Source organism: Ruegeria sp. BG11 (assembly GCF_056538565.1).
The window spans coordinates 687,112-713,604 of sequence record NZ_JBQFTH010000001.1; the positions used below are offsets into that span (position 1 = coordinate 687,112).

Sequence of the window (26,493 nt, forward strand, 5' to 3'; positions counted from 1 at the left end):
TTGGGGTCGCCAGGGATGAACCTTCTCTATTCTAACGATAGCAAAGCCGAGTATCCGGCAAGCTGGTATGCCGCGACAGCCAATCCTCTCGCGCGGTTCCCTGAGTTCAAGGGCGAAACGCGCGCCGATGTGTGCATCGTCGGTGGCGGCTATACTGGTTTGTCCGCTGCGCTGCATCTGGCCGAGGCCGGGATGGACGTTGTCCTGCTTGAGGCACACCGAGTGGGCTTCGGCGCATCAGGCCGCAATGGCGGCCAGTTGGGCAGCGCCCAGCGCATGGACCAGGAGGATCTGGAGCGGCTCGTCGGGCAGGACGACGCTACCAAACTTTGGGAACTGGCCGAGGATGCGAAGGCCTTGGTCAAATCGCTGATTGAAAAGCACAAAATTGACTGCGACCTGAAGCCCGGCATCGCCAACCTGGGCCTGTCAGCGTCCGAGCGCAGCGATCTGCATGCCCATGCCGCGCATTTGTCGAACCGTTACGGCTACGATCAGATCGAGCTGCTGGATGAAGAGGCGGGCCACGCCCTCTGCCCCTCACCCGCTTACAAGGGTGGGTATCTGGACATGGGGGCGGCGCATCTGCACCCGTTGAACTATGCGCTCGGTCTGGCCTGTGCTGTTGAGGCCGCGGGCGTGCGTATTTTTGAAGGCACCGAGGTGACAGGGATCGAACAAGGCGACCCGGCTACTGTTCTAACCGAAGGCGGGAAGGTCCGCGCCCGACACGTCATTCTGGCCTGCAACGGATACCTTGGGACGCTGAACCGGCAGGTCGCGGCGCGGGTGATGCCGATCAACAACTTCATCGCCGCGACAGAACCGCTTGGGGCTGAGGCCGCGCGCGTGCTGACGCAGGATGTCGCCGTTGCAGATACAAAATTCGTGGTGAATTACTTCCGCCTCAGCGCTGACGGACGCCTGCTGTTTGGCGGAGGCGAAAGCTATGGCTACCGGTTCCCTTCGGATATCTCCGCTACCGTGCGCAAACCAATGACCGAGATCTTTCCCCATCTGCGGGACGTCAGGCTCGACTACGCATGGGGCGGTACTCTGGCGATTACCATGCGGCGGATGCCCTACCTAACGCGCGTCGCGCCCAATATCCTGTCTGCCTCTGGCTATTCCGGCCATGGCGTCGGCACGGCAACGCATGCCGGTCAGCTTATGGCATTGGCCATCCAAGGGCAGGCCGAAGGGTTCGATACCATGGCCCGCGTCCCGGCCCTGCCCTTTCCCGGTGGTCCAGCCCTGCGGAACCCTCTGCTGGTGCTGGCGATGACATGGTACGCGATGCGGGATCGGCTGGGGATCTAGCCCCCGTTTCCATACGACAATTTGGTGAAATTTTGCCGATCTTGCGATTGGGGGCTTGGCACGGGCGGGATGCTTGATTTAATAAAGTGAAAGTTAGAATTCGGGAAAACCAAATATGACGCTGCCACCCAACGTTCATGACGCCGAACCCATCCCCGCCGCCGCACGAGACGCAATCGACGCCCTGATGCAGTCAGGCGACCTGTTTCGCTACACCGCGCCGCAGGACGCGCCGGTCTCTTTGCTGGAATCCGAGTTCGCCGCCCTGCTGGGCACGAAATACGCTTTGGCCGTTTCGTCCTGCTCGGCTGCTCTGTTTCTGTCGCTGAAGGCACTGGGCTTGCCGCGGGACGCACGGGTTCTGATCCCCGGCTTTACCTTCGCTGCCGTGCCATCGTCGGTCGTGCATGCAGATTGCGTTCCGGTTCTGTGCGAAGTTGGTCCGAACTACCGCATCGACATGGCTGATTTCGAGGCCAAGCTGGACGATGTACAAGCGGTGATCATCAGCCATATGCGCGGCCATACCTCGGATATGGATGCGATCATGGCGCTGTGCGACGCGCGCGATGTCCCGGTGATCGAGGATGCCGCCCACTCGCTGGGCACCACCTGGCATGGGCGCAACATCGGCACCATCGGCAAAATTGGCTGCTTCTCGTTCCAGTCCTACAAGATGATCAACGCGGGCGAAGGTGGCATTCTGATCACCGACGACGCCGATCTGGTGGCGCGCACCGTGATCATGTCCGGCGCTTATGAGCATAACTGGAAGAAGCACAAAACTCCGCATGGCGACAACTCACCTGAGTTGGAGCAGGCCTTTGCACGCTGGCAGAACAAACTGCCGCTTTATAACTTGCGGATGAGCAACCTCAGCGCCGCAGTGATCCGCCCTCAGGTTCCAGAACTGGCGCGCCGCGTGCGCGATGGGCTGGCGAACCACGACTATGTAGCCGAACGTCTGAACAGCTCGGACTATATCGACGTTCCCGCCCCGCTTGCGCCCGAACGTCGTGCGCCGGATTCGATTCAGTTCAATCTGGTCGGCATGGATGAGGGTGAAATCCGTGCCTTTGCCGCCGCATCCGAGGCGCGCGGCGTCAAGGTTCAGGTCTTTGGCATGAGTGAAGACAATGCCCGCGCCTTCTGGAACTGGCAATTCCTGCCTGAGCAATTCGAGCTGCCGCAAACCCGGGCCATGCTGATGACAGCCTGTGACGTGCGCCTGCCCGTGCGCCTGACGCGCGAGGAATTGGACGTGATCGCCGATATCTTGCTGGCCTCGGTCGGTGAGGTGATTGGCCCTGTCCCCGCTTACGGTACATGAACTCCGAGCACTGAGACGAACAATGCGTCGATCCCTTCGGGGGTCGGTGCGATGCGGGACAAGATAGCAGCCACCCGCAGCCCGTCCGAGGTATTCACCAACAGCGGTGCGCCGGAATCCCCCATCATCACAGGGCAGATCCCATGCAGCATTTGGCCTGCATATATACGCATGGGGCAAGTCTCTGTCTGGCTCAGGACATGAGGTCTTAGCCCCGGATAGCCCGCGACGAAACCCGCCTCGACCTCTTGATTTGCCGGCTTAACGAAACCGACCTCGGCCCCGATCGGAGCGTCCAGCACCAGAATAGCCCAGTCCAATTCGGGTTGATCGGAGAAGCTGGCCGATACATCCTGACCTGCAGGCAAGATATAGTCATCGGCCCGCGCAACCGAGACCGCCTCTCCCCGCTGGTACCCGGCAGCAAATCGAATACTCTCGGGTGGTATCCAGCGTTTGCGTGATCGATTGTAGAGACAATGTGCCGCCGTCAGTACATGGTTTTCCGAGATCAGAACACCCGTACAATGAGATCGTTGGTCCCGCCCCGCGTAGTTCACACGACCAATCGCGCGCCAAGGGGCCTCGGACGCATCGAGTATCTCACGCGCCCGAATATCCTGACATCCGGCAGAGGTATCTGTCCCCAACCGACAAACTGCTGACCAGTTTTCAGAGAACTGCCCTTCGGCCCAAACTGCTTGCGACCACAAAATAGCGACACACAGGACCAGCCAGCGCATCGCCTATGCCTCTAGTTCAATTTCGAAAGCTTCTGCTGCAACTCGGCCAATTGCTTTTTGATGTCGTCCAGATCCTCTTTCGGCTCGGACTCGTCCTCTTTGTCGGGGCCAGACCAGTTGCCGGACAACCCGCCCGTCATCGCCTTGAGGAACGCCTGTTGCTGCGCCTGCATCGCCTCGAACCCCGGCATCTGAGACATGGGGTTCATGGCGTTCATATTCTCCATCATCTTGCTTTGGCTTTCGCGCAGCATGTCGAATGAGCTTTGCAGGAATTGCGGCATCATACCCCCGCCCGGCACCATGTAGCTGCGCACCAGATCGTTCAGGACATTCACCGGCAGGACGTTCTCGCCCCGGCTTTCATGTTCGGCAATGATTTGCAAAAGGTATTGGCGGGTCAGGTCATCGCCCGTCTTCAGATCAATGATCTGAACTTCGCGCCCGTCGCGGATGAACCCCGCAATATCTTCGAGCGTCACGTAATCGCTGGTCTCGGTGTTATATAGCCGGCGGCTGGCATAGCGCTTGATCAACAGCGGTTTTTCTTTGTCCGACACCTTGTACCCTCCCCAAGGATGATGCGTTGCAGCAGAGGTTATGCGACTGCAGCACAAAAAGAAAGGGCAGGTCAATCGACCTGCCCAACGCGATGGCACCTATAGGGAGGATAAGATGCTCGTCGCGGACGTTCTTACTTGGCAGCTGCAGCTTTCTTGGCAGCAGTTGTCACCTCAGAAGTCGCTTTCTTGACAGCTGCGGTTGCTTCTTCAGCAGCGTCTTTGCCAGCGGCCATCAGCAGCTCAACGGTTTCCGACTGAACTTTTTTCGCGATTTCAGCGAAAGCAGCCAGGTTTTCAGCAGCAACTTCAGCCGACGCGCTTGCGAAGTCGGTTGCGGCTTTTGCGTAGTCAGCAGGCTCGGCCTTTGCTTTCGACATCTCGGTCAGCTTGGCCAGGGTGTCCTTGGTCCATTTGTTCGAGATTTCAGCCGATTTCTCAGCCGCGTCCAGAGCAACGCCCGACAGCTTTTCGTTCAGCGCTGCGGTCGATTTGAAGGCACCTTCCATTGCGGTGGTGTCTACCGGAAACGCGCCCATGACGTCTTTCATGATCGCGGTGAAGTCTTGGGTCTTTGCCATTGTCCTAATCCTTTTCACCGAACCGGGCCCACCCCGGTTTCCATCGGCTTGAGGACAATATGATTTCTGCATTGCAGCATTACAAGCTTTTTCTTGCTGCAATGCAGAAAAAATCGAGTTTCATTTTGAAATCAACGATTTGCTCAACGATTTGCCTTTAGCAAAACATAGCTTCCAGGCGCCGGACACAGGCTCGGATGCTCCGAATCACCCGTTTCGCGCGCCGGGACCTGCTTGCCAGACCGTTTTTTCAGCCATGCTCCCCACATCGGCCACCAAGATCCTTCGTGAAAGTCAGCGTCTTTCAACCAGGCCTCGGCATCCAATTTCAGATCAGGGTTGGTGTAGTGGCCGTATTTCTTCTTGCTGGGCGGGTTCACGATCCCTGCAATGTGGCCGGACTCTGACACAACAAAAGTCTTGGACTTGGACCCCATCTTCTGAACACCGCGATAGCAGTCTTTCCAGCGGGCGATGTGGTCCGTCTCGCAGGTGATAGCCATCAGGGGGACATCCACATCCCTGACATGCAGCTTGTGGCCCAGCATCTCGAAGCCGTCGCCCACGAATTCGTTGTGCTGGCACAGGCCGCGCAGATACTGCACCGCCATCTTCCCCGGCAGGTTCGAGCCGTCGCCGTTCCAATACAGCAGGTCAAAGGCCGGAGGGGTCTCTCCCATCATATAGCTGCGGATCGCTGGCGTGTAGATCAGGTCGCGCGAACGCAGGAATGACATGGTGCGCCCAAGAATCCATGCGCGGAGGAGGCCATCCTTGGCGACCTGATCCTCGATCCCATCCACAAAGTCGTTTTGCAAAAACGGCGTGAATTCTCCTTGATCGCCAAAATCGGTCAGAGCCGTAAAGAAGGTCGCCGACTTGACCGATTTGTCCCCGCGCTGTTTGAGCAGTGACAGGGTCAGGCTAAGCGTCGTGCCCGCAATGCAATACCCAACGGCGTTGACCTGTTTTACTTTGCAGATCTTCTTGACCGTCTCGATCGCAGTCAGGAACCCATCCTGAATATAGTCCTCCATCCCCACATCGGCGTAGGTGGAGTCGGGATTTATCCAGCTGACGACAAACAGAGTGTATCCCTGCTCGGTCACCCATTTGATCAGGCTGTTCTGGGTTTTGAGGTCGAGAATGTAGAATTTGTTGATCCACGGCGGGAACAGAACGATGGGCGTTTCGTGCACCGTCTCGGTTGCCGGTTTGTATTGGATCAGCTCCATCATGCGGTTGCGATAGACAACATCGCCGGGGCTGGTCGCAATATTGACCCCAACCTCGAATGCACTGTCATCGGCAAGCTTGACCACAAGCTCACCATCGTTGGCCTCTAGATCCGAGACGAGGTTCTCAAGCCCTTGGATCAGGGATTGCCCCTCGGTTTCGACAGCTTTCTCCAAGGCATCGGGGTTGGTTGCCAGAAAATTGGTGGGGGCCATCAGATCGATGATCTGCTGCGAGAAATACTGAAGGCGCTGCTTGTCCTTCTCTTCAAGGTCCTCAACCGACGACACTGCCTGCGCAATGGCTTCGGCATTGGTCTGGTACTGCTGGCGGATCAAGCGAAAATAGGGGTTGGTGTCCCAAAGCGGGTTGGAAAAGCGTTTGTCCTTGGACTTGGGTTCGTCTTCATCCACTTCGCCTGTGGTCAGTGCCTGCTGCGCCTCGGCAAAGTTAAGAACGGACTTACCCCAGTATTCGATCTGCTGTTCCAGCAGTTTGGCGGGATTCTGCAATGCGTCTGCCCAGTAGGCCGTTGCCGCACGTGCATAAAGCTCTTGATTCGGGCCGTCCAATGCCGGGACATGAGACTTTTTCGAAGCCATGACTTCGATCAGGCGCTTGGAGAGAGCCTCAACCTTCTCCATATTTTCTTTAATGCGTTCAATATGTTCTTCGGTAACTTTGCCCGTAGTGTCTTCACTTGTTGTCATTTTAACAATTCACCCCTACTCTCGCTGCTATGCAGAATAACGTCGCGGACGTTGGTCGACAAAGCGACGAATGGTCCGAACTCTCAGGTTGATACTCCGGAGGATCCTTCGATGCGCTACATGATGACCTACGATCTGATGGAAACCATGCGCAATACGAACCAATGGCTTGGTTCGACGGCAAATGCGATGGCCTCCTACCCACTGTTTTCGATGGTCCCGAACCCGGCGTTCAGCTGGATGGCCGCCTGGGGTGAAGTGACCGAGCGCACCTTTCAACGCATGGTCGCGAAGCCCGATTGGGGCATCCGGACTTTCACGTGTGAAGATGGCAAAGATCATCTGGTCGAAGTCACCTCGGTTCTGGAGCGTCCCTTTGGGGACCTTCTCCATTTCAAGGTAAACGGGCGCGAAACGCAACCTCGCAAGGTGCTTTTGGTGGCTCCGATGTCCGGTCACTACGCAACTTTGCTGCGCTCGACCGTCAAAAGCCTTCTGGTCAATTGCGAAGTTTACATCACCGATTGGCATAACGCGCGCGATATCCCCGTGTCCGCCGGAAAGTTCGATGTCGAGGATTACACCCTCTACCTTGTCGATTTTATGAAAGAGCTTGGCCCGGATACCCATGTCGTCGCGGTTTGCCAGCCCGCGCCGTTGACGCTAGCAGCAACCGCCTATCTGGCCGAGGTCGAACCAAAGGCCCAACCCAGTACCCTGACCCTGATTGGTGGCCCGGTCGATCCCGACGCCACCCCGACCGACGTAACCGACTTTGGCCGTCGCGTGACGATGGGCCAGTTGGAAGAGACCATGATCCAGCGCGTTGGTTTCAAATACAAAGGCGTGGGTCGGATGGTTTATCCCGGCCTGTTGCAGCTGGCTTCGTTCATGTCGATGAATGCCGAACGCCACTCTACAGCCTTCACGGATCAGATCCAGCGCGTGATGCGGGGGGAAGCCTCGGACCATGATGCCCATAACCGCTTCTACGATGAATACCTCGCCGTCATGGATATGCCGGCCGAATTTTATCTCTCCACGGTCGAACGCATTTTCAAAAACCGCGAGATCGGGCGAAACAAATTTGTCGTCGCCGGGCACAAGGTTGATATGGGCAAGATCACCGATGTGGCTGTGAAAACCGTGGAAGGCGCGAATGACGACATTTCGGCGCCTGGGCAGTGTATCGCTGCGCTTGATCTGTGTACCGGTCTGCCGGACAGCAAGAAAGCCAGCCATGTCGAACCCGGTGCGGGGCATTACGGCATCTTCGCTGGCCGCAGCTGGCGCGACAATATCCGCCCGCTGGTCATCGATTTCATGAATGAGAACAGCCGCAAACCGCGTCGTCGGGCGGCCAACAGCAACAAAGTCGCGTAAGGGCTTTGGCGTCAGAGTCTGACCTCACATTTTCTTGCGTCTGCGGGACACTGACAGGCCGCATCACATCTGGTGGTGCGCGTCTGGGTACCCATGCCGAATGTTTTTGCCACGACTGCCGTGCGGCCCAACTTTACTTCGGCCAACCCGACCCGGCCCCCGGCCCGGTTGAGGTGTTTCAAATCGCCCCCGACGAGGCCACGATTGACAGCGGCGCCGAACATTTGGCGGCGATGTCTCTGAGCCCGAAGGGCATGCTGCGATGGTATGCCAAATGCTGCAATGCACCCTTGGCAACCACGCCACGCACCGCCAGATTCCCCTTTGCTGGGTTCATCGCATTGCGTATCGATGATCGCACACGGCTTGGCCCGATCTCGACCCGAGGCTTCGTGCCTCGGCCCAACGGCAAGCAAAAGCACGAAAATCTGGCCCCGGCGGCAATCGGGTTGCTGCGCCGCGTGATCAAATCAAGACTATCCGGTGGGTGGAAAAACACGCCGTTCTTTGATCCTGAGAGTTTTGAACCCGTCGTGACACCGACGGTGATCAGCAAAGAGGAACGCGCAGCGCTCTACCCGTAGGCCATGCGCAAGGGTTCATCTAGCCATGCTTGCATCAGGTCGATCACCTGCCCAGGCGCTTCCAGCGTTGGCAGATATCCAGCCGCGTCGATTGTGTGCATCACCGCATTTGGGATCATGTCCGCCATGAAGGCATGCTTGCGCTCGGGCGTCAGCCGGTCATGCTTTCCACACAGGATCAGGCTGGGCGCTTTGATCCGGCGCAGTGTGCCCTGCTGATCCGCGCGCCTCTGTAACGCGCGCATCTGGGTGACAAAAACCTCGGGGCCTAAATCCATTGCCATTGCCAGCAGGTCATTCAACACAGGTATGCGGTGCGGCCCCGGCGCCAGAGTGTCCGACCCGACAACCTGCCGCATCACCTCCTCAAGCCGACCGGCCTGTGCGCCGATGATCAGATCCTCCCGCCCCGCCGCGATCTGCGGGGTGTCGGCCTGCGCATCGGTCGAGATCAGGCACAGGCGCGACACCCGATCCGGGGCACGTCGAACAAGCTCCAACGCCACCACGCCGCCCAGCCCGTGCCCTGCCAGCGCGAACCGATGGGACAACTGATCCAGTAGGTCCGAGGCGATCTCTTCAATACGCTCCCCCCGACTGATCGCCGAGACGACCACGGCACGGCGGCGTGAAAACGCATCAATTTGGGGATGAAACAGCCGGGCATCACACATCAAACCCGGCAACAACACCAGCGGCTCAATCACGTGGGGCCTCCTTCTGCTCGGTTATCCGAGTCGTTCCTTCTCATCAGGATGGAAGGTTTGGATCAGCCCAGCAAGTGAATCTTTACGGATAGGCGATTCCACGGAATGGTGGGAAATCAGCATAGCGTTTCTGACGGGCAGAAAGGGTTTCGGCCGGCTCGGCCCCCGGTCGTAAAAGGCAACCTTTGGGCGCGATATAGCTGTCGATCCGGCGTTGAGGCTTTGGACGCCACACCAGATTGAATGCGCAGAGTTTCGGGAAGAACCAGATCTCGGAATAGTCAAGATGATCATGCATCCACCACGCGAGATCGCGCCAGTCCCGCCCCTGCGCGTAGCGATCCGCAAACCAGGGGATCACGATAGATGCACCAGCGACCCGCGCCTCACCCTGCCCCCAGTCCCAGATATGGCACTCCAGCGGATTGTCATTGCGCGCGCAGTTCAGTCGGTTTTCGTTGCCAAACGCATTCAAGGACAGCGACCGATAGCCCGAGCGCACTGCGACCCGGCCAAAGGTCTCCTCAAGCGGGTCAAGCAAGGTTTGGCAAAAGGCGCTACCGGTTTCTATGGCAAGGTCCGGGTTCTCAGGCAGGTTCTGCTTTTGGTGGAAATTCCCGATCTCGGAGTACAGGAAGTCGCGCATGAAGAAATGCCGGGACAGACGCACACGACCCAGCGTCTCAAGGCTCCACATACTACCCGGCTTGCGCATCGCTATGCCCTTGAACAAGGGGTCATTCGATCCCCTGCGTTTTCAACCACGCCAATATCCCATTCACCGTCGGCTCTGTCTGGTCCGGAGACATCAGGCGACCGGCAATCACATGCGACATCGGATCATCCCCCGGCCCCATGGTGACAAGCTCAACTGTTGCTGGCGCACCCCATCCCTCGGCCACCTTATGGGTCTTGTCCGGGCGTACGACCTGATCATTATCGGAAAACCAGAACAACGCCGGCACCAAAGCTTTTGAGAAATCAAGACCGTAGACCGTTTCGACCAGAACTGTCATCGGCACCACGGCCTCCCACGGGTAAACCGAAGTCCAGTACTTGTTCTTTTCTGGATCTGGCCCGGATACATCTCGTTCCGGCCCCATCAGCAGTGGCAACCAATCCCGAGCCCAAGGCAGACCGGGTATAAACGCCCCTGCCGCATTTACCCCGAAATTCGGTGATACGAACACCATCGCCGCGACATCCTCGCTGAGGTCCGGGTTCAAAGCCGCCGCCGCCGCCAGCGTGCCCCCGGTCGATGTCGAAATGACTACAACTTTGTCACCAACAGCTTTGGCCGCCGCCAGCCCCTCGGCCATGTCCTTCATCCAACCCGAGGCGGTCGCATCGCCCATCGCCGAACCATCTCGGCCATGACCTTGCAATCGCGCATATACCAGATTGGCGCCCAAAGCATCAGCGACCATATCAGGCACGGGACGGATCTCTTCTGAACTAGCCGAGAAGCCATGGACATATAGCACCGAAAAAGGCGTCCGCTGTTCTTTGAACCCGTCCTGCCAGATCACACGCTTTTCGACACCGGGAACGATATCGTCAAAGGCGGACTCCGTGCTTTCCAAATAGACCTGAACACCTTCGCCAAACTTGCGGGAGTCGAAATCTGGGTTCAGGTTCACCTCTTCCCGCGGCCCGAACCAATAGAGCAGGCCCCCGACGACGATCAGCGCCAGTAAAATTCGCCCCAGCACCCATCCGAACCAACGCATTACCCATCCCCCAGAACGTCGAGCACGGCGTTCTCGATCAAACCAAGACACGGCCCGTCGGAGAACCGATGATCCGCATCCTTGACCAGCAACAATCTCATATCCGGGCCAGTCGCATGCTCCAATAGGCGTACGGCTGTTTCAGTCGATACCGCCGTATCAGCCGTACCCTGCAAAAAACGCACGGGAAACGGCAGATCCAACGCGTCCCGCAGAACCAGGCGCTGCCGACCATCCTCGATCATATGCTTTGTGATGATGTAAGGCTCCATATAGTCTGAGGGCAATTCCACATGCCCAACCTCCTCCAGCGCTGCCTTCTGCGCATCTGAGAAGGACGCCCAATAGCCGTCCTCGGTAAAATCCGGGGCTGCCGCGATGGTCACCATGCCAACAATTCGCTCCGGCAACGCCTTTGCCAGCAGCAGCGCCTGCCAACCGCCCATCGAGGACCCAACGACCACCAAAGGCCCCTCGGTCAAGGCACCCACCGCTGCCAGCGTGTCTTCGTGCCAATCTCCAATGCAGCCGTCTGTGAACGCCTCAGAGCTTTCGCCATGCCCTGAATAGTCAAACCGCAAGAACGCCTGCCCCCGTGCTTTCGACGAAGCCTCAAGATGAACGGCCTTGGTGCCCTCCATATCCGATTTCAAACCGCCCAGAAAAACAATGGTCGGACCGGCCCCTTCACTCTTGTGATAAGCCAACCGCCGCCCCTGCGCCGTTTCCAAAAAATCTGTTGCTGCCATGAAGCCCTCTTTGCTTTCCTGACATCATGCACGCCCCCCGTCCAAGTGCAATTCCGTGATCCCCCTTCATCTGGCTAAAAATACCTCGGGTAGCGCGAGGGGCTGGCCCCTCGCTCCCGCTCTTGACACAATTCCCACCACCTGCCAAAGCAGCCAGACGCAAATAACCCGCAACCGGGCGTTCAGTGGGCGCCAAACCGACGAGGAGAGCCGATATGGCCCTGGATTCAAAATCCGTCTCTCTCACCTTTCCCGATGGCAATGCACGTTCCTATGACGCAGGCGTAACGCCCGCGCAGGTAGCTGCCGACATCTCAACCTCGCTGGCGAAAAAAGCCATCTCGGCCACAGTGAACGGTCAGCACTGGGACCTGCAATGGCCCATCGATGCAGATGCCCAAATCGCCATCCACACCATGAAGGATGAAGATCAGGCCAATGAGCTGATCCGCCACGATCTGGCGCATGTGATGGCCCGCGCCGTGCAGGAAATCTGGCCCGCGACCAAAGTCACCATCGGCCCCGTTATCGAAAACGGCTGGTACTATGACTTTGACCGCGAAGAGCCATTCACGCCCGAAGATCTCGGCCTCATCGAGAAAAAGATGAAAGAGATCATCAACAAGCGCGACCCCGTCACCACCGAGGTCTGGGATCGTGACCGCGCGATCGAATTCTACAAGGCCAACAACGAGCCCTATAAGGTCGAGCTGATCGAAGCCATTCCGGGTGATGAGCCTCTCCGCATGTATTGGCACGGCCATTGGCAGGATCTGTGCCGCGGCCCGCACCTGCAGCACACCGGTCAACTGCCGGGCGATGCCTTCAAGCTGATGAGCATTGCGGGTGCCTATTGGCGTGGCGACAGCGACCGCGCGATGTTGCAGCGCATCTATGGCGTAGCCTTCACCGGAAAGGAAAAGCTCAAAGCGCACCTGAACATGCTGGAGGAGGCCGCCAAGCGCGACCACCGCAAGCTGGGCCGCGAGATGAACCTGTATCACATGCAGGAAGAGGCTCCGGGTCAGGTGTTCTGGCATCCCAACGGCTGGAAAATCTACACCACCCTGCAGGACTACATGCGCCGGATGCAGGACCGTGACGGCTATGTCGAGGTCAACACCCCACAGGTCGTAGACCGCAAACTGTGGGAGGCTTCGGGCCACTGGGACAAGTACCAGGAAAACATGTTCATCGTTGAAGTCGACGAAGAGCATGCCCGCGAAAAGGCGATCAATGCGTTGAAGCCGATGAACTGCCCTTGCCATGTGCAGGTGTTCAATCAGGGCCTGAAATCCTATCGCGATCTACCGCTGCGTATGGCCGAGTTTGGCTCCTGCGCGCGCTATGAGCCCTCGGGCGCGCTGCACGGGATCATGCGGGTGCGCGGCTTTACTCAGGACGACGGTCACATCTTCTGCGCCGAGGATCAGATCGAATCCGAGACCGCAAAGTTCATTGCTTTCCTGTCGAAGGTCTACGCCGACCTTGGCTTCCACGACTGGACCATCAAACTGTCCACCCGCCCGGAAAAGCGGATCGGCAGCGATGAAAGCTGGGATTTCGTCGAGAAAGCTTTGGGCGATGCCTGCAAGGCCGCTGGGTATGAGTACGAGGTCTTGGAAGGCGAGGGCGCATTCTACGGTCCGAAGCTGGAGTTCACTTTGACAGATGCCATCGGCCGGAATTGGCAATGCGGCACGCTTCAGGTCGACCCTAACCTGCCCGAGCGTCTGGATGCGAATTTCATCGGCGCTGACGGGTCCAAGCATCGCCCCTACATGCTGCACAGGGCCTGCCTTGGGTCGTTCGAACGGTTCATCGGCATTCTGATCGAAGAACACGCGGGCAAGTTGCCGTTCTGGCTGGCGCCGCGGCAGGTCGTTGTGGCCTCGATCACCTCGGATGCGGATGACTATGTGGCCGAAGTTGTTGAAACGCTCCGCGCCGCTGGCGTCCGGGCCGAGGCGGATATCCGCAACGAAAAGATCAACTACAAGGTCCGCGAGCACTCGGTCGGCAAGGTTCCGGTCATCCTGGCGGTGGGTCACCGCGAGGTTGATGATCGCACTGTAAGTGTCCGCCGACTGGGCGAAAAACAAACGCAGGTTCAATCTCTTGAGACTGTAACAAATGAGCTGTCCAAGGCAGCCACCCCACCGGACCTGCTGTAACATAAGTCAGTTTTTGACCCCTCATCCGGCCCTGAAATCGGGGCCGGATTGAAACATTTTCCTTTTTTCAATTCAAAAACAATTTGTTAACCTGCAAGAGGGCATGACAATGCCTGACGCGCTTGTGAGACACGGCCTCGTGAATTTAACTGTGGCTCACTAGTCGTTACCTTTGTCATTGTCACAAGCAGACATACGCAGTCATCAAAAGGATTACCGAGATGTCGAACACAGCCAAATCCCTGGTTATCGCAACAGCCGTCGCAGCCGCCGTTTCGGGCGCAGCAACCACCGCCTCCGCACAAGCGAAAGAGAAATGCTATGGCGTTTCGCTGGCCGGTCAGAACGATTGCGCCGCAGGCCCCGGCACCACATGCGCGGGCACCTCGACTGTTGACTATCAGGGCAACGCCTGGACTCTGGTTGATGCAGGCACCTGCGCCGATATCGAACTGCCTGCACAGGCAGACGGCACCCCGCGCAAAGGTTCGCTGGAAGAACTGAACCGCGACCTGCCGGCATAATATCTGCCATACGAGATCCACGGGGCGGGCCAAGTCGCCCGCCCCTTTTGACGTGATCATAGGGAACTGCCTCATGCTGGACGACGCACTCAGGTCGAACCGACTGCCCGCAGCGCCGGGTGTTGGGTATAAACCGCAGCACTTTGCACAGATCCTTGAACACGCACAGCCCGTCGCATGGCTGGAAATCCACGCCGAGAACTACATGGGCGACGGCGGCCGCCCGCTGGCGCAACTGCGCCATCTGTCAGAACAATTCCCAATCTCGGTCCACGGTGTTGGCCTGTCCATCGGCGGCGAAGGCCCGCTGGATGCAGACCATCTGGCGCGATTGAAACATCTGGTCGGCTGGCTGAACCCGGCCAGCTTCTCTGAGCATCTGGCTTGGTCGACTCATGACAGCCACTTCCTGAACGACCTTCTGCCCCTGCCCTATACCGATGCCACTTTGACCCGCATCTGCGATCATATCGACCAGGTACAAGAGGTGGTTGGACGGCAAATGCTGCTCGAAAACCCCTCCAGCTATCTGGCATTTGAGGAAAGCACCTGGTCCGAGCCCGATTTCCTGCGCGAAGTTTCGAACCGAACCGGATGCGGGCTGTTGCTGGACGTGAATAACGTCTTTGTCTCGGCCACCAATCTGGACTTCTCGCCCCAGGGCTATATCGATGCCTACCCGCTTGAAAAGGTTGGTGAGATTCACCTCGGCGGTCACGATGAAGACGAAGACGACCACGGTAAACCTCTGCTGATCGACAGCCACGGTCGCGAGGTCGTTGATCCGGTCTGGGCGCTTTTGGACTATGTTCTGGATCGGTCGGGGCCGAAGCCTCTCTTGGTCGAGTGGGACACGGATGTTCCTGACTGGCCGGTCCTGCGGGACGAGGCCGTGCGCGCCCAGGCGGCTCTGGAGCGGATCCCGGCATGAGCGTGTCGCAAACCCAGTTCCGCGCCGCGCTTCTGGACGCCACTACCCCGGTCCCGGAGGGTTTGCTGGATTCTGAAAACCAACCCGCCGGTCGGCGGTTCAGCGTCTATCGCAACAATGTCGCTGTCTCACTGACCGAGGCCATGCAGCAGGCCTTTCCCGTGATCACCAAGCTGCTTGGACCACAGAACATGGATGGCCTTTCGGGCATTTTCCTACGCCAGCACCCGCCTACATCCCCGTTGATGATGTTTTATGGTGAGGAGTTTCCCGCCTTTGTCGCCGGAATGCCTCAGCTGTCCCATCTGGGCTACCTTGCCGATATGGCGCGGCTGGAACTTGCCCTGCGCCACTCCTACCACGCGGCAGACAGCACGCCCGCACCCGCCGATGCGCTGGCCGTTCCCCCGGAAGACGTGATGCGCGCACGGCTGAGTTTTGCCCCGGCGATGCGGGTGATCCAGTCGGATTGGCCGATCCACGCGATCTGGCGCTACAATTCGGAAGCGGACGCCCCTAAACCGGCCGCTCAAGCCGAGGATGTTCTGGTCACCCGCCCGGAATATGATCCAGCCCCACATCTGCTGCCCAAAGGCGGAGCAGACTGGATCGCACATATGCAAGCGGGCGACACCATCGGCAGCGCGTTCGAAAAAACCGCTGCCGACACGCCCGATTTTGATCTTGGAACCACTCTGGCACTGCTTTTGCAAGGCGGTGCAATAACCTCTGTGACTATCGAAAGGCTGGAGTCATGACTGCGCTCATCTCAATCCACAACTCCGTTTTGGGAAAGGTGGACCATGCGTCCGGTTGGCTGACGCCTACCCTCGCCCGGCTCGTGTTTATTGCTGTATTGCTCGTCTACTACTGGAACTCGGCGATGCTGAAGATTGATGGGTCGATCTTCTCGCCATCCAGTGGTGCGTTTGGGCAAATCTTTCCGAAAGCCGCCGAAGCCGTGCTTTGGGACGTCACGCAAATGACGTTCTTCCAGCGGATCGTGATCTTCCTTGGCACCGTGGCCGAGTTCGTCCTGCCCGCGCTGCTGCTGGTTGGTCTGTTCACGCGTCTGGCGGCGGTCGCAATGATCGGGTTTGTCTGGGTGCAGACCATTGTCGACGTGACCGGCCATGGCGTGAAACTGGGCAGCCTGTTCAATGCCGCGCCTGACCTTGTGGATCAGCGCACCATGTGGACCTTCCTGTTTCTGGTTATGGTCATCAATGGCGCAGGCCCGCTGTCGTTGGACCGCATCCTGCGCCTGAAATAACTCAGAAATGAGCCTTGGGTTCGTCCGGTTTTCCCGCGGCGAGCCCGAGCACCCCGGCTACCGCGGCAAAGGCAATCGGGAACATGGTGAAGACGCCGAAACCGAACGCATAGTACATCCCAGCAGCCGAGGCCAATAGCAAGATCCCCGCAATCAACGCCCGCGCATGGGCCATGGCCCCACCCGCGATCGCCAACAAAGGCGCAACGATCGAGGCCGCTTGAATCAGGTCAGGGTTATCCACCTGCTCGGCAATCCCTTCGATATCGCCAAAATGCTTGATGGCTTCGACATAGCCATATCCGAAAAAACCGACAATCATACCGATCAAACCGGCGATGACGCCCAAAATCATGGCAGCGTTTCGCATGTATCTTCCTTTACAGTTCGTATCAGCAGATAGGTACGCGGCTACGCAACACCAAGAGAGGCCCGTGTTTCAGCGGTCCACCCCAGAAACAACTCTCCGTCCTTTTCGATCAGAGGGCGCTTCATCAGCGTCGGATGATCGGCCAGCAACTCCAGCGGCGGCCGTGCGCGCTCGGCTTCGTCCAATCCGCGCCACGTGGTTGACCGGGTATTGAGCAAAGCCTCGCCGAACGTGGCAAAAGCTTGCGAAAGGGTCTCAGCCGGAACTCCGTCCGCCCTTACATCCACGAGAGTCGCTTCTGGTAGCGATTTCAGCGCCTTACGGCACGTATCGCAGTTTTTCAAACCATAAAGGCGCATTTTTGAGCTGCTCCTGCATTTGTAACTTTTTTATGCAAACTGGTTGGTTTCCAGCGGTAATTCTTGATTTTTTACTTCACCGTGCAATGTTGAAAAAGACGAAACGTGCATTTCGGACTGTATCTGACCCAGAAATCAGCCCGATACGCCATGACGTCGACACAGCCCCCACCAATTTGTGGGACAATGCGCAAGTAGAAGGAGACACGGGACATGCCAACCGGCACCGTGAAATGGTTTAACACTACCAAAGGCTATGGGTTTATTGCCCCTGATGAGGGGGGCAAAGATGTGTTTGTTCATATCTCGGCCGTAGAACGATCCGGCCTCACCGGACTCGCAGACAATCAGAAAGTCTCGTACGAGTTGCAGGACGGGCGTGACGGCCGCCAGATGGCAGCTGATTTGAAGCCGTTGTAACCTCCACCCCGCCAGATGTGGGGTGTTTCCAATCAAGGCTGACGGCCAATTTCAGGCCGTCAGCCAAATATTCCCTAGAAATCGGCGTTACCCACGCGTCGATGTCTCGTTGGTGCGGGCATGCCAGTCTTCGCCCATTGCCACGATGCAGGACGTTCCTGTCGCGTAAGTAACGACCATGGTCCAGTCGCCGCGGTCGCTGCTCCAGACCTCCATGATCTGCTCGGGCCCGCGCATGCCGGTTGCCACGCGTTCGGCGCCGAATTGGCGGGTCAATTTCTCTTGCAGCCTAGGGGTCGCTTCACACAGTATTTCGGCTATAGGTGATTTTGCCTGCGCAGGTGACGCCAGCACAAGACACAGTGGGATCAGGCGAAACAGATAAGTCATGAAGCCAATGTAACATCTTCATGACAAAACGTATATACAAAAGATATGCTTCTGAGGCTCAATCCTTACGGATTACATCCTCGAACTCACGCCATTCTCGCGCCGTCATGCCCGAGTTCTCCTGGGTCACAGTCTCACCTGCCAACATCCGGCGCAGGCTGTCGACCATTTGGGCCGAGAGGTTAACGGCACCCAGCCGATAATCCTCGAACGCCCTATAGGCGAAAGGCACCCAATCGGCGACGATCTTGCACATCATATCGGCATAGACCCGGATCTCGTATTGGGCATGCGGGTCAGCGCGCAGACGCAGGAAGTGGAACAGATTGTGCAGGTCCACCTTCCAATACCACTGCGTATAGATGTTTGCGGGCAGGTTCATCCGCGCCAGTTCGCGCGCCAAACCTTGTTGCCCGTCCTGATTGATCATCGCCTCATAGTTGTCATAGCAGCGGGCGCTGTCGGCCTTTAGGATTTCCAGCACGCGCGCGGCCTCTTCCCCTTCCAAGGCGGACCCTCGACCCTGGTTGTTGACCTCGGACTGCGCGGCCACGTGGTCAGGGGCGGGAATATAGAACTCACGGTCGAGAATCGAATAGCGCGCCGAGTATTCGTTCACATTGGCGGTCCGGTGGCGAATCCACTGGCGCGCGACGAAAACCGGAAGTTTTACGTGCAGCTTGATCTCGCACATCTCAAACGGGGTCGAATGCCAGTGACGCATCAGATAGCGGATCAGGCCCTCGTCATTTTGCACGGATTTGGTGCCTTTGCCGTAGGACACACGCGCTGCCTGACAGATGGCTGCATCGTCGCCCATATAGTCGATGACCCGGACAAAACCGTGGTCCAACACCTGATGGGCCGTGTACAGATGGTCTTCCATGCCCGGTGCTACAACGCGGCGAGTTGGATGCGATTGCGCGCGCTGCGCTTCGATCTCGGCCAGTTGGTCGGCAGACAGAGGCATGAAATTATCCTTTCCAAGAATGAGTCGACACCCACTATATATCGTCAACTCCACCACTGGAACCGCGATATCTGCTGTAATAGGCGCGAAGTTCGAAATCGTGTTCCCGGCCCCTCTCGACACCTCGCACAACCGCGCTAAGCTGCGCATCAAGCGAAGAAAAGGAGGAAGGCCAAGATGGGGCTGAGATACTTGCACACCATGGTCCGCGTGAAGGATCTTGAGAAATCAATGGCGTTCTATGAGCTGCTAGGCCTGAAGGAAACGCGCCGCCACGAAAGTGAACAAGGCCGGTTCACGCTGATCTTCATGGCCCCTCCCGGGCAGGAGGATCGCCCGCTCGAGCTGACCTATAACTGGGACGGTGACGATGCGCTGCCGAGTGACAGTCGTCATTTCGGTCATCTCGCCTATGGTGTCGACAACATCTATGAGACCTGCCAGCACCTGCAGGACAATGGCGTGGTGATCAACCGCCCGCCTCGCGACGGTCGGATGGCTTTCATTCGCTCGCCCGACAACATCTCGGTAGAGTTGCTGCAGAACGGTGACGCACTAGAGCCCGCCGAGCCATGGAGCAGCATGGAGAGTACCGGGCACTGGTGATCCGCACTCTGACAGCACTGGGGTTGGCCGCGTTGGCCAGCCCCGCGCAGGCCGAAGACTGCCGGTTGGCCCTTTTGCTGGCGCTGGATATCTCGGTCTCTGTAGATCAGGCCGAGGATGCGCTGCAACGTCAGGGCCTTGCCTCCGCGATGCTCGCACCCGAGGTTCAAGCCGCTTTTTTCTCGTCTCCCGCGCCTGTTGCGCTGGCCGTCTATGAATGGAGCGGCCGATCCACTCAGCATGTCGTGTTGCCGTGGAAGTTGATCGAAAACGAAGGCGACCTGCTGGCCGCCGCAACCCGGATCAGCCAGTCCGAGCGTTCGGATTCAGGGTCTGCCACCGCAATGGGGCATGCGCTGGCATACGGGGCCACCATGCTAAAGGATGGTCCGGACTGTCTGTTTCGGACCATTGATCTCTCCGGAGATGGGGCGAACAATGACGGTTATGGCCCTAAAATCGCTTACAAGCATTTTCCCTTCGACGCTGTCACGGTGAACGGGTTGGTGATCAATGCCGCCGATTTCGAGGGCGAGTTGTTTCTGGTTCCATTCTTCCAGGAAAACGTCCTGCATGGACCGGGTGCTTTTCTTGAAATCGCGCAGGGGTTTGAAGACTTTGAGCGTGCCATGCGCCGCAAGCTGGAACGAGAATTGAGCGGCCTACAATTGGGATCTCTGCAAGAAACAGGCCATAGATGACACGGTTGCTCGCGCTTGTTTGTTGCCTTCTGGCAGGATCCGTTTCGGCGCAATGCCGTCAAGCTCTGGCGCTTGGGTTGGATGTGTCCGGCTCTGTCGACGTTCACGAGTACAGGTTGCAGATCGATGGTTTGGCTGCTGCGTTGCGGCGCCCTGAAATCCGCAAGATCATTTTGGCAAACCTCGCATTTCCCGTTCGCCTTGCGGTGTTCGAATGGAGCGAACCCGGCCATCAGCGCGTGCTTGTAAAATGGACCGAAATCCGCACCGAATCTGATCTAGGCAGGATCGCGGCGAGACTGGGAGACGTGACCCGCAGCGCCGCGCCGCAAGGCACAGCCGTGGGCAATGCGATGCTGTTTGGCGCGGACCTCTTAAATCAACAACCGGAGTGTTGGAAGCGCACTTTGGATTTGTCCGGAGATGGGAAACACAATCTCGGTCTCCACCCACGCGCAGCCAAGGCGCTGCTGCAGGACAACGGCATCACCATCAACGGTTTGGTGATCGGTGTCGACGACTCCAACTATGGCGACCAACGGGATGTCCAGATTGGAGAGCTGTCCGCCTACTACAACGCTTGGGTCATCCTCGGCCCTGATGCGTTTGTCGAGGTCGCACTTGGTTTTGAGGCCTATGAGGATGCCATGACCCGCAAACTGATCCGAGAGCTGCAGGGGATCATCCTATCCCAAGCCTCTGATCAGTAGATATAACGAATCTGGTCCGTCCAATAGCGTTCGACCCGACGCAGCGAAGTGGTGATATCCTCGATCCCTTCCGCCCCCAGAACGCCGCGGTTCTGTAGTCCTTCGGCATGGCGCAAGAACAGCTCAGACACGATATCACGAATCTCGCGCCCCTGTGGCGTCAGACGAACGCGGACCGAGCGCCGGTCAATCTCGCAGCGTTGGTGGTGCATATACCCCATCTCCACAAGCTTCTTGAGGTTGTAGCTGACATTGCTGCCCTGATAGTAGCCGCGGCTTTTCAATTCGCCGGCGGTCACCTCATGGTCGCCGATGTTAAACAGCAAAAGCGCCTGAACCGCGTTGATTTCCAGCACGCCCACCCGTTCGAACTCATCCTTGATGACATCCAGCAACAGACGATGCAGACGCTCGACCAGCGCGAGCGCCTCAAGATAGCTGGTCATGAAACCTTTGGCCCCCGACGCAGAGACCTGCATTTCCATACTCATCCGACCCTCCGATTCAGCCGTGTCGTTTCAGACACGATGACCTGAATTTCCGAAAAATCGGTTAAGTCTGATTTTCTTTATTTTTGAAATGTTTGCGCGATATCCGCGATCAGGTCAGCGAAAGGATCGGGCGTGTTCACCTGCCCAGTGACCCATTGATACAGGTCCTGATCGTTTTCCTTCAGAAGCGCGTCATACAAGTCCAGCCCGGCCGTATCCATCGAGTTCAGGTTGCGCTCGGCATAAGCTGACAGGATCAGATCCATCTCTTTGATCCCCCGCCGCATGGAGCGCATCTGCAGGCGTTTGATCCGAACCTCGCGTGTTTCAGTCATTCCTGTCCTGCTCCAGCATCAAACGCAGTTTCTTTTCCAAGCGGGCGGCCCGCTCTGCGCTGGCACGCATCTCACCACGAATGGCACGCAATTCGGCGACCGCGCCCGCCAGTTCCAGACTGGCCTCGCCCTCTTCTACCGGGGCCTCCATGCCTTCGCCCTCACCGGTCAGCAGCCACATGATCGAGACATTGATCATGCCTGCCATCATCGACAAGCGATTGGCGCGCGGTTCGGACAGGTCGTTCTCCCACGCCGCGATCGTCGCCTTCTTGACACCCAGACGACGCGCCAATTGTGCCTGCGTCATCCCCGCTGCTTCGCGCGCCCCGGCCAGTCTGTCTCCGAACGTTGCAGCATCCGGTCCGTACCAGTCGGTTTCGTCGTTCATCGGGGTCTCCAATTCTGGTGTGTCATACAGCTTGATCGTCAATCGGGCGAACCCTATGACAGACAGGTTGAACATACAAACCGAGGCCGCTCATGAGTTTCCTGTCTGCGACATTGTCACGCGTAAAACCCTCTCCGACCGTCGCGATGACCGCAAAAGCGGCCGAGTTGAAAGCCGCCGGGCGCGATATCATCGCCCTCAGCGCGGGTGAGCCGGATTTCGATACGCCGCAGAACATCAAGGATGCAGCTGTCGCAGCCATTGCGGCGGGCAAGACGAAATACACGGCACCCGATGGCATTGCCGAGCTGAAACAGGCGGCTTGCGCCAAGATGAAACGCGATCATGGGCTGGACTATACGCCCGCGCAGATCTCGGTCGGAACAGGCGGTAAGCAAACGCTCTATAACGCGTTGATGGCGACAATGAACGAAGGCGATGAGGTTCTGATCCCCGCGCCGTATTGGGTCAGCTATCCCGATATGGTCCTGCTGGCGGGCGGAACGCCTGTTGTGGTCGAGACCACGTTGGAGAACAGCTTCAAGCTGACAGCCGTACAACTTGAAGCCGCGATCACGCCTAAGACCAAATGGTTCATCTTCAACTCGCCCTCGAATCCTACAGGCGCGGGCTATAGCCGGGACGAATTGAAAGCGCTGACCGACGTTTTGATGCGCCACCCGCATGTCTGGATCATGTCGGACGATATGTATGAACACCTCGCCTATGACGGGTTCGAGTTTTGCACCCCTGCCGAGGTTGAGCCCGGCCTCTATGATCGAACGCTGACCTGCAATGGCGTCTCCAAAGCCTATGCGATGACCGGCTGGCGGATTGGCTACGCGGCCGGTCCGGTCGAAATCATCGCCGCGATGCGCAAGATTCAGTCTCAGTCCACGTCGAACCCTTGCTCGGTCAGCCAGTGGGCAGCGGTAGAAGCGTTGAACGGCACGCAGGACTTTCTGGCCCCAAACAACGAGACGTTCAAACGCCGTCGCGATCTGGTCGTCGGCATGTTGAACGCCATCGACGGAATCACCTGCCCGACACCCGAAGGCGCGTTTTACGTCTACCCCTCAATCGCTGGGCTGATTGGCAAGACCACGCCGCAAGGCACGGTGATCGACTCGGATGAGGCGTTTGCCACCGCCCTAATGGAAGAACATGACGTGGCCGTCGTTTTCGGTGCGGCCTTTGGCCTGTCGCCGAACTTCCGGGTCAGCTACGCGACCTCGGATGAGGCATTGACCGAGGCCTGCACGCGTATCCAGCGTTTTTGTGCCTCTTTGACCTAAGCCGGAGCCACGCATGACCGCAGAGCTGCCAGAGTATTATTTCCGCGTCCGAGAAAACGGGGCCGTGGTTTTCAGGATCGACACCGAGAACCGGCAGCAGCGGATCGAGATGGATCAGATCGCGGTCATCAACATCCGCAATGGCGAGGTCAAACCACATGGTCAACGCAGCCTGACCGAGGCCGACAAGGCCGAGATCGCCCGATGGATGGATGCGCGCAAGGCCCTGCTGGCCCAGCGCGATATCGACGATATTCACCGGGCCGTCGACTACCTGAACCTGACCACTCAATGGGCGCAGTCCAAAGCCTCGGAAGAACAGCTTGAAGAGGTGACCGACCGGCTGTTGATGGCGATGCACGATCTGCGCTCGGTTCTGGTGCGCAAAAAAGCGGACCGGCTGAAAGGCGGCTGAGGGTTACTCGGCCGGTACGCCCACCTCGCGGACAGATCGCATCCAGAACCGCGCCATCAGCAGAACCGCCGCAAAGGCCAGCCCGAGCACAAGGCCCATCCAGACGCCGATTCCGTCCATGCCCTGGACGAAGCCGAAATAGTACGAGGCCGGGATTCCGATCACCCAATAGCTGAGGGCTGCCATGATCATCGGCACTTGTGCATCCTGCAACCCGCGGAGCAGGCCCAGCGCGATCACCTGCGCACCATCGACCAGCTGAAACAGGGCCGCCATGGCCAGGAGGCCGGTGCCAATCGCCAGAATCTCGACGCGCTGCGCATTGTCGGCCTCCATAAATAGCGAGATCAGAGGCTCAGCACAGGTCAGGAAGAGTATGATCGTAAGGACAGACACGACCAGAGACATGCCGGTAACCGCAATCGCGCCACGCTCCAGATGCGCGCGGTCGCGGCGACCCAGCGCATTGCCCGCACGAATGGTCGCCGCGTTTGACAGGCCTAGATGCACCATGAAGGTGGCCGAAGCGAGGTTGAGCGCAATCCCATGCGCCGCCAGCGGCACCTGCCCCAGCCACCCCATCATGATCGCCGAGGTCGCAAACAGCGTGACTTCGGCCAGTGTGGTCAGGCCAATCGGAACACCCAGCCGCAGAACCCGGCCAAACATATCCCAATCCGGGCGCCAGAAGCGTTGAAACAGACTGTGCTCTGGCAGAACCCGAACCGCATAGATGATAACCGCAACCAGAGACACGATCTGCGTCACCACGGACGCAATTGCTGCACCCATGACCCCAAGCTCGGGCGCGCCCCAATTGCCGAAGATCAGGGCATAATTCGTGACGCCATTCACGACCGCAGCGATCACGGTGATCCATAGCACGATCTGAGTACGCTCCAACGCGGCCAGATAAGACTTCAGCACCATCACCAGCAGCGCAGGAAACAGCCCCCATCCTGCAACGCGAAGATATTCCGAGGCGGTCTGCGCCACCTGCGGCTCCTGTTTCAGGGCAATCAGGATGGGATAGGAACACCATAGCAGTGGCATCATCAGTGCGGCATAGAGCAGTGACAACCACAAGCCCATGCGGGTCGAGCGGCGGATGCTGGTCTCATCCTCTTCCGCCGCGGCCGTCGCCACCATGGGCATGACGGCCCAGCCAAATCCGGCCCCAAACAGGAACAACACAAAGTAGTAGCTGCTTGCCAGTGTCACTGCGGCCAGGGCCTCAACCCCGTACCAACCCAGCATCACCGTATCGGTCAGGCCAATTGCGAACTGCGCCAAATGCCCGCCAACCAGCGGCAGGCCAAGCACAGCGATCGCCCGGAAATGGGCGGGATATGTCATCACTTTCGTCATCTCGCCAGCCATAGGCCCGCGCCCTGCCCGAAATCAAGGCAGAAAAGAAAAACTCAGTGTGAGACTTTAGATGGATGCCCGCCGAAAGAAGAAGCCGTTGCAGGTTGGCACTCAACGGCTTCTTTCCACTTTGCGTTTTAGTTGGATTTGGCGTCCGGGTGCAGCGCCGTTCCCAGAATATGATCCGAGCGGTGAATCACATGATGCGCCTGACCGACGATCAGCGGATCAGGCTGATCAACTATGGACACATCTTTGTCCGGATAATCCAGCGTCGACAGGAAATGGCGCATGCAGTTCAGGCGCGCGCGTTTCTTGTCGTTAGATTTGACAACGGTCCATGGCGCGTCAGCGGTGTCGGTGTAGAAGAACATCGCCTCTTTCGCCTCAGTGTAGTCGTCCCACTTGTCCAAGCTGGCCTTGTCGATGGGCGACAGCTTCCACTGTTTCAACGGATCGGTTTCACGGCTCTTGAAGCGGCGCTGTTGCTCTTCCTGCGTGACCGAGAACCAGTATTTGTAGAGATTGATGCCCGAGCGCACCAGCATCCGTTCCAAATCCGGGGTTTGACGCATGAATTCCAGATACTCGTTGGGATCGCAAAAGCCCATCACCCGCTCAACGCCGGCACGGTTGTACCAGGAGCGATCGTAGAACACCATTTCGCCAACGGTGGGCAGCTCCTGAATGTAGCGCTGGTAATACCACTGGCCTTTCTCCTCCCACGTGGGCTTGTTGAGCGCGACGACACGCGCCTGACGCGGGTTGAGATGTTCCATGAAGCGCTTGATCGTACCGCCCTTGCCCGCAGCGTCGCGACCCTCGAACAACAACACGAACCGCTGACCCGTATCCTGAGCCCAATGCTGAACCTTAAGCAATTCGGCCTGCAACTTGGCTTTCTGCGTCTCGTAATCCTTGCGTGCCATCTTGCGACCATAGGGGTACTTCCCGCTTTCGAACGCGTGCCGAATCTTCTCGGCGCTGGGCACGGCCGGTTCGGGTGCAGGTGTGGGCACTACCTTGATGCTAACGGCTTCGGGTTTCTTCTGGGCGGTCGTTTCCATTCAGCTGTCCTCTTGTTGTTCTTGTCTTGAGAACGAGCTAGCAGAAAGCGCAAGATCCTGCGTTGATTGG

General features: G+C 58.1%; 32 protein-coding genes. 15 read left to right on the forward strand and 17 right to left on the reverse strand.

The window, feature by feature from the left end:
• The first annotated feature begins 15 nt into the window (after nt 1–15).
• On the forward strand, nt 16–1,320 hold the full coding sequence (locus tag ACR0JF_RS03395; protein WP_170660219.1) for an NAD(P)/FAD-dependent oxidoreductase: 1,305 nt from the start codon (nt 16–18) through the stop codon (nt 1,318–1,320).
• Nucleotides 1,321–1,435: 115 nt separating this feature from the next.
• On the forward strand, nt 1,436–2,650 hold the full coding sequence (locus tag ACR0JF_RS03400; protein ID WP_170660220.1) for an aminotransferase class I/II-fold pyridoxal phosphate-dependent enzyme: 1,215 nt from the start codon (nt 1,436–1,438) through the stop codon (nt 2,648–2,650).
• Here the strand turns inward: ACR0JF_RS03400 and ACR0JF_RS03405 are convergent.
• The 4 genes from ACR0JF_RS03405 to ACR0JF_RS03420 form a co-directional block, all read right to left on the reverse strand.
• Nucleotides 2,638–3,393, reverse strand: coding sequence for a trypsin-like serine protease (locus ACR0JF_RS03405; RefSeq protein ID WP_170660221.1), 756 nt, complete (start codon nt 3,391–3,393; stop codon nt 2,638–2,640). The genes ACR0JF_RS03400 and ACR0JF_RS03405 overlap by 13 nt on opposite strands.
• An 11-nt stretch (nt 3,394–3,404) precedes the next feature.
• Entirely contained in the window at nt 3,405–3,953 is a 549-nt protein-coding gene (phaR, locus tag ACR0JF_RS03410; RefSeq protein WP_170552879.1) for a polyhydroxyalkanoate synthesis repressor PhaR, read from the reverse strand.
• A 134-nt stretch (nt 3,954–4,087) separates the two neighbouring features.
• A complete protein-coding gene (locus ACR0JF_RS03415) occupies nt 4,088–4,534 on the reverse strand; it encodes a phasin family protein (RefSeq protein ID WP_170374114.1) in 447 nt (148 codons plus the stop codon).
• A gap of 143 nt (nt 4,535–4,677) precedes the next feature.
• Complete coding sequence (locus tag ACR0JF_RS03420; RefSeq protein WP_170660222.1) at nt 4,678–6,480, reverse strand: class I poly(R)-hydroxyalkanoic acid synthase; 1,803 nt, start codon at nt 6,478–6,480, stop codon at nt 4,678–4,680.
• A 111-nt stretch (nt 6,481–6,591) separates the two neighbouring features.
• Between ACR0JF_RS03420 and phaZ the strand changes: the two genes are divergently transcribed.
• Nucleotides 6,592–7,863 (forward strand): polyhydroxyalkanoate depolymerase, encoded by a 1,272-nt coding sequence (gene phaZ, locus ACR0JF_RS03425; RefSeq protein ID WP_170660223.1) that lies wholly within the window; start codon nt 6,592–6,594, stop codon nt 7,861–7,863.
• A 5-nt stretch (nt 7,864–7,868) separates the two neighbouring features.
• The gene (locus tag ACR0JF_RS03430) at nt 7,869–8,447 is read left to right on the forward strand and encodes a DUF6151 family protein (RefSeq protein WP_170660224.1); all 579 of its coding nucleotides are present in this window, start codon (nt 7,869–7,871) and stop codon (nt 8,445–8,447) included.
• Here ACR0JF_RS03430 and ACR0JF_RS03435 read toward each other — a convergent pair.
• The 4 genes from ACR0JF_RS03435 to ACR0JF_RS03450 form a co-directional block, all read right to left on the reverse strand.
• Nucleotides 8,438–9,154, reverse strand: coding sequence for an alpha/beta fold hydrolase (locus ACR0JF_RS03435; protein ID WP_170660225.1), 717 nt, complete (start codon nt 9,152–9,154; stop codon nt 8,438–8,440). The two genes, ACR0JF_RS03430 and ACR0JF_RS03435, sit on opposite strands and share 10 nt — an antisense overlap.
• An 82-nt stretch (nt 9,155–9,236) precedes the next feature.
• On the reverse strand, nt 9,237–9,851 hold the full coding sequence (locus ACR0JF_RS03440; protein ID WP_170660304.1) for a hypothetical protein: 615 nt from the start codon (nt 9,849–9,851) through the stop codon (nt 9,237–9,239).
• Between the two features lie 40 nt (nt 9,852–9,891).
• Nucleotides 9,892–10,884, reverse strand: a complete 993-nt coding sequence (locus ACR0JF_RS03445) for an alpha/beta fold hydrolase (RefSeq protein ID WP_170660226.1) — start codon at nt 10,882–10,884, stop codon at nt 9,892–9,894.
• Entirely contained in the window at nt 10,884–11,633 is a 750-nt protein-coding gene (locus ACR0JF_RS03450) for an alpha/beta fold hydrolase (RefSeq protein ID WP_170660227.1), read from the reverse strand. The genes ACR0JF_RS03445 and ACR0JF_RS03450 overlap by 1 nt, the downstream gene beginning before the upstream one ends.
• A 215-nt stretch (nt 11,634–11,848) precedes the next feature.
• Here ACR0JF_RS03450 and thrS point away from each other — a divergent pair, with 215 nt between their 5' ends.
• From thrS to ACR0JF_RS03475, 5 genes are all read left to right on the forward strand, one after another.
• Entirely contained in the window at nt 11,849–13,807 is a 1,959-nt protein-coding gene (gene thrS / locus ACR0JF_RS03455) for a threonine--tRNA ligase (protein ID WP_170660228.1), read from the forward strand.
• A gap of 221 nt (nt 13,808–14,028) precedes the next feature.
• Nucleotides 14,029–14,331, forward strand: a complete 303-nt coding sequence (locus ACR0JF_RS03460) for a BufA1 family periplasmic bufferin-type metallophore (RefSeq protein ID WP_170374122.1) — start codon at nt 14,029–14,031, stop codon at nt 14,329–14,331.
• A gap of 73 nt (nt 14,332–14,404) precedes the next feature.
• Nucleotides 14,405–15,262 carry an MNIO family bufferin maturase gene (gene bufB, locus ACR0JF_RS03465; RefSeq protein ID WP_170465887.1) on the forward strand — a complete coding sequence of 286 codons (858 nt, stop codon included), beginning with the start codon at nt 14,405–14,407 and terminating at the stop codon, nt 15,260–15,262.
• Nucleotides 15,259–16,020 (forward strand): HvfC/BufC N-terminal domain-containing protein, encoded by a 762-nt coding sequence (locus ACR0JF_RS03470; protein WP_170660229.1) that lies wholly within the window; start codon nt 15,259–15,261, stop codon nt 16,018–16,020. The genes bufB and ACR0JF_RS03470 overlap by 4 nt, the downstream gene beginning before the upstream one ends.
• Entirely contained in the window at nt 16,017–16,535 is a 519-nt protein-coding gene (locus ACR0JF_RS03475) for a DoxX family protein (protein WP_170459064.1), read from the forward strand. Before ACR0JF_RS03470 ends, ACR0JF_RS03475 begins: the two co-directional genes overlap by 4 nt.
• Nucleotide 16,536: 1 nt before the next feature.
• On the opposite strand, the gene ACR0JF_RS03480 is transcribed toward ACR0JF_RS03475, so the two are convergent.
• Nucleotides 16,537–16,905: a hypothetical protein gene (locus ACR0JF_RS03480; RefSeq protein ID WP_170660230.1), complete on the reverse strand. Its 369-nt coding sequence runs from the start codon at nt 16,903–16,905 to the stop codon at nt 16,537–16,539.
• Between the two features lie 41 nt (nt 16,906–16,946).
• Complete coding sequence (locus ACR0JF_RS03485; RefSeq protein ID WP_170660231.1) at nt 16,947–17,264, reverse strand: ArsC/Spx/MgsR family protein; 318 nt, start codon at nt 17,262–17,264, stop codon at nt 16,947–16,949.
• Between the two features lie 213 nt (nt 17,265–17,477).
• On the opposite strand from ACR0JF_RS03485, the gene ACR0JF_RS03490 reads away from it, so the two are divergent.
• The gene (locus tag ACR0JF_RS03490) at nt 17,478–17,684 is read left to right on the forward strand and encodes a cold-shock protein (RefSeq protein ID WP_008758035.1); all 207 of its coding nucleotides are present in this window, start codon (nt 17,478–17,480) and stop codon (nt 17,682–17,684) included.
• A gap of 87 nt (nt 17,685–17,771) precedes the next feature.
• Here ACR0JF_RS03490 and ACR0JF_RS03495 read toward each other — a convergent pair whose 3' ends face one another.
• Nucleotides 17,772–18,074 carry a hypothetical protein gene (locus tag ACR0JF_RS03495; RefSeq protein WP_170660232.1) on the reverse strand — a complete coding sequence of 101 codons (303 nt, stop codon included), beginning with the start codon at nt 18,072–18,074 and terminating at the stop codon, nt 17,772–17,774.
• A 58-nt stretch (nt 18,075–18,132) separates the two neighbouring features.
• Nucleotides 18,133–19,044 (reverse strand): FAD-dependent thymidylate synthase, encoded by a 912-nt coding sequence (gene thyX / locus ACR0JF_RS03500; protein ID WP_170482552.1) that lies wholly within the window; start codon nt 19,042–19,044, stop codon nt 18,133–18,135.
• A 177-nt stretch (nt 19,045–19,221) separates the two neighbouring features.
• Between thyX and ACR0JF_RS03505 the strand changes: the two genes are divergently transcribed.
• From ACR0JF_RS03505 to ACR0JF_RS03515, 3 genes are read left to right on the forward strand one after another with little or no spacing between them, the layout of a single operon-like run.
• Nucleotides 19,222–19,650, forward strand: coding sequence for a VOC family protein (locus ACR0JF_RS03505; RefSeq protein WP_170374130.1), 429 nt, complete (start codon nt 19,222–19,224; stop codon nt 19,648–19,650).
• Complete coding sequence (locus tag ACR0JF_RS03510; protein WP_170660233.1) at nt 19,617–20,351, forward strand: DUF1194 domain-containing protein; 735 nt, start codon at nt 19,617–19,619, stop codon at nt 20,349–20,351. Before ACR0JF_RS03505 ends, ACR0JF_RS03510 begins: the two co-directional genes overlap by 34 nt.
• Nucleotides 20,348–21,061, forward strand: coding sequence for a DUF1194 domain-containing protein (locus tag ACR0JF_RS03515; RefSeq protein WP_170660234.1), 714 nt, complete (start codon nt 20,348–20,350; stop codon nt 21,059–21,061). Before ACR0JF_RS03510 ends, ACR0JF_RS03515 begins: the two co-directional genes overlap by 4 nt.
• Here ACR0JF_RS03515 and ACR0JF_RS03520 read toward each other — a convergent pair.
• From ACR0JF_RS03520 to ACR0JF_RS03530, 3 genes are all read right to left on the reverse strand, one after another.
• Nucleotides 21,055–21,552: a MarR family winged helix-turn-helix transcriptional regulator gene (locus tag ACR0JF_RS03520; protein WP_170374133.1), complete on the reverse strand. Its 498-nt coding sequence runs from the start codon at nt 21,550–21,552 to the stop codon at nt 21,055–21,057. The two genes, ACR0JF_RS03515 and ACR0JF_RS03520, sit on opposite strands and share 7 nt — an antisense overlap.
• Nucleotides 21,553–21,629: 77 nt before the next feature.
• On the reverse strand, nt 21,630–21,887 hold the full coding sequence (locus ACR0JF_RS03525; RefSeq protein WP_170660235.1) for a succinate dehydrogenase assembly factor 2: 258 nt from the start codon (nt 21,885–21,887) through the stop codon (nt 21,630–21,632).
• The gene (locus tag ACR0JF_RS03530; RefSeq protein WP_170660305.1) at nt 21,880–22,278 is read right to left on the reverse strand and encodes a helix-turn-helix domain-containing protein; all 399 of its coding nucleotides are present in this window, start codon (nt 22,276–22,278) and stop codon (nt 21,880–21,882) included. The genes ACR0JF_RS03525 and ACR0JF_RS03530 overlap by 8 nt, the downstream gene beginning before the upstream one ends.
• Nucleotides 22,279–22,370: 92 nt before the next feature.
• On the opposite strand from ACR0JF_RS03530, the gene ACR0JF_RS03535 reads away from it, so the two are divergent.
• A complete protein-coding gene (locus tag ACR0JF_RS03535) occupies nt 22,371–23,573 on the forward strand; it encodes a pyridoxal phosphate-dependent aminotransferase (RefSeq protein WP_170660236.1) in 1,203 nt (400 codons plus the stop codon).
• A gap of 13 nt (nt 23,574–23,586) precedes the next feature.
• The gene (locus ACR0JF_RS03540) at nt 23,587–23,988 is read left to right on the forward strand and encodes a hypothetical protein (RefSeq protein WP_170482531.1); all 402 of its coding nucleotides are present in this window, start codon (nt 23,587–23,589) and stop codon (nt 23,986–23,988) included.
• Between the two features lie 3 nt (nt 23,989–23,991).
• Here the strand turns inward: ACR0JF_RS03540 and ACR0JF_RS03545 are convergent, their stop codons facing one another.
• Both ACR0JF_RS03545 and ppk2 read right to left on the reverse strand, forming a co-directional pair.
• Nucleotides 23,992–25,356, reverse strand: coding sequence for an MATE family efflux transporter (locus tag ACR0JF_RS03545; RefSeq protein WP_170660306.1), 1,365 nt, complete (start codon nt 25,354–25,356; stop codon nt 23,992–23,994).
• 137 nt (nt 25,357–25,493) lie between these two features.
• A complete protein-coding gene (gene ppk2, locus ACR0JF_RS03550) occupies nt 25,494–26,423 on the reverse strand; it encodes a polyphosphate kinase 2 (RefSeq protein ID WP_170660237.1) in 930 nt (309 codons plus the stop codon).
• Nucleotides 26,424–26,493 lie beyond the last annotated feature (70 nt).

Coding starts and splice junctions, on each gene's coding strand:
- ACR0JF_RS03395 (WP_170660219.1), top strand. CDS start 16: ATGAACCTTCTCTATTCTAACGATAGCAAAGCCGAGTATCCGGCAAGC.
- ACR0JF_RS03400 (WP_170660220.1), top strand. CDS start 1,436: ATGACGCTGCCACCCAACGTTCATGACGCCGAACCCATCCCCGCCGCC.
- ACR0JF_RS03405 (WP_170660221.1), bottom strand. CDS start 3,393: ATGCGCTGGCTGGTCCTGTGTGTCGCTATTTTGTGGTCGCAAGCAGTT.
- ACR0JF_RS03415 (WP_170374114.1), bottom strand. CDS start 4,534: ATGGCAAAGACCCAAGACTTCACCGCGATCATGAAAGACGTCATGGGC.
- ACR0JF_RS03420 (WP_170660222.1), bottom strand. CDS start 6,480: ATGACAACAAGTGAAGACACTACGGGCAAAGTTACCGAAGAACATATT.
- phaZ (WP_170660223.1), top strand. CDS start 6,592: ATGCGCTACATGATGACCTACGATCTGATGGAAACCATGCGCAATACG.
- ACR0JF_RS03440 (WP_170660304.1), bottom strand. CDS start 9,851: ATGTGGAGCCTTGAGACGCTGGGTCGTGTGCGTCTGTCCCGGCATTTC.
- ACR0JF_RS03445 (WP_170660226.1), bottom strand. CDS start 10,884: ATGCGTTGGTTCGGATGGGTGCTGGGGCGAATTTTACTGGCGCTGATC.
- ACR0JF_RS03450 (WP_170660227.1), bottom strand. CDS start 11,633: ATGGCAGCAACAGATTTTTTGGAAACGGCGCAGGGGCGGCGGTTGGCT.
- thrS (WP_170660228.1), top strand. CDS start 11,849: ATGGCCCTGGATTCAAAATCCGTCTCTCTCACCTTTCCCGATGGCAAT.
- ACR0JF_RS03460 (WP_170374122.1), top strand. CDS start 14,029: ATGTCGAACACAGCCAAATCCCTGGTTATCGCAACAGCCGTCGCAGCC.
- bufB (WP_170465887.1), top strand. CDS start 14,405: ATGCTGGACGACGCACTCAGGTCGAACCGACTGCCCGCAGCGCCGGGT.
- ACR0JF_RS03470 (WP_170660229.1), top strand. CDS start 15,259: ATGAGCGTGTCGCAAACCCAGTTCCGCGCCGCGCTTCTGGACGCCACT.
- ACR0JF_RS03475 (WP_170459064.1), top strand. CDS start 16,017: ATGACTGCGCTCATCTCAATCCACAACTCCGTTTTGGGAAAGGTGGAC.
- ACR0JF_RS03480 (WP_170660230.1), bottom strand. CDS start 16,905: ATGCGAAACGCTGCCATGATTTTGGGCGTCATCGCCGGTTTGATCGGT.
- ACR0JF_RS03485 (WP_170660231.1), bottom strand. CDS start 17,264: ATGCGCCTTTATGGTTTGAAAAACTGCGATACGTGCCGTAAGGCGCTG.
- ACR0JF_RS03490 (WP_008758035.1), top strand. CDS start 17,478: ATGCCAACCGGCACCGTGAAATGGTTTAACACTACCAAAGGCTATGGG.
- ACR0JF_RS03495 (WP_170660232.1), bottom strand. CDS start 18,074: ATGACTTATCTGTTTCGCCTGATCCCACTGTGTCTTGTGCTGGCGTCA.
- thyX (WP_170482552.1), bottom strand. CDS start 19,044: ATGCCTCTGTCTGCCGACCAACTGGCCGAGATCGAAGCGCAGCGCGCG.
- ACR0JF_RS03505 (WP_170374130.1), top strand. CDS start 19,222: ATGGGGCTGAGATACTTGCACACCATGGTCCGCGTGAAGGATCTTGAG.
- ACR0JF_RS03510 (WP_170660233.1), top strand. CDS start 19,617: ATGGAGCAGCATGGAGAGTACCGGGCACTGGTGATCCGCACTCTGACA.
- ACR0JF_RS03515 (WP_170660234.1), top strand. CDS start 20,348: ATGACACGGTTGCTCGCGCTTGTTTGTTGCCTTCTGGCAGGATCCGTT.
- ACR0JF_RS03520 (WP_170374133.1), bottom strand. CDS start 21,552: ATGAGTATGGAAATGCAGGTCTCTGCGTCGGGGGCCAAAGGTTTCATG.
- ACR0JF_RS03525 (WP_170660235.1), bottom strand. CDS start 21,887: ATGACTGAAACACGCGAGGTTCGGATCAAACGCCTGCAGATGCGCTCC.
- ACR0JF_RS03530 (WP_170660305.1), bottom strand. CDS start 22,278: ATGAACGACGAAACCGACTGGTACGGACCGGATGCTGCAACGTTCGGA.
- ACR0JF_RS03535 (WP_170660236.1), top strand. CDS start 22,371: ATGAGTTTCCTGTCTGCGACATTGTCACGCGTAAAACCCTCTCCGACC.
- ACR0JF_RS03540 (WP_170482531.1), top strand. CDS start 23,587: ATGACCGCAGAGCTGCCAGAGTATTATTTCCGCGTCCGAGAAAACGGG.
- ACR0JF_RS03545 (WP_170660306.1), bottom strand. CDS start 25,356: ATGACGAAAGTGATGACATATCCCGCCCATTTCCGGGCGATCGCTGTG.
- ppk2 (WP_170660237.1), bottom strand. CDS start 26,423: ATGGAAACGACCGCCCAGAAGAAACCCGAAGCCGTTAGCATCAAGGTA.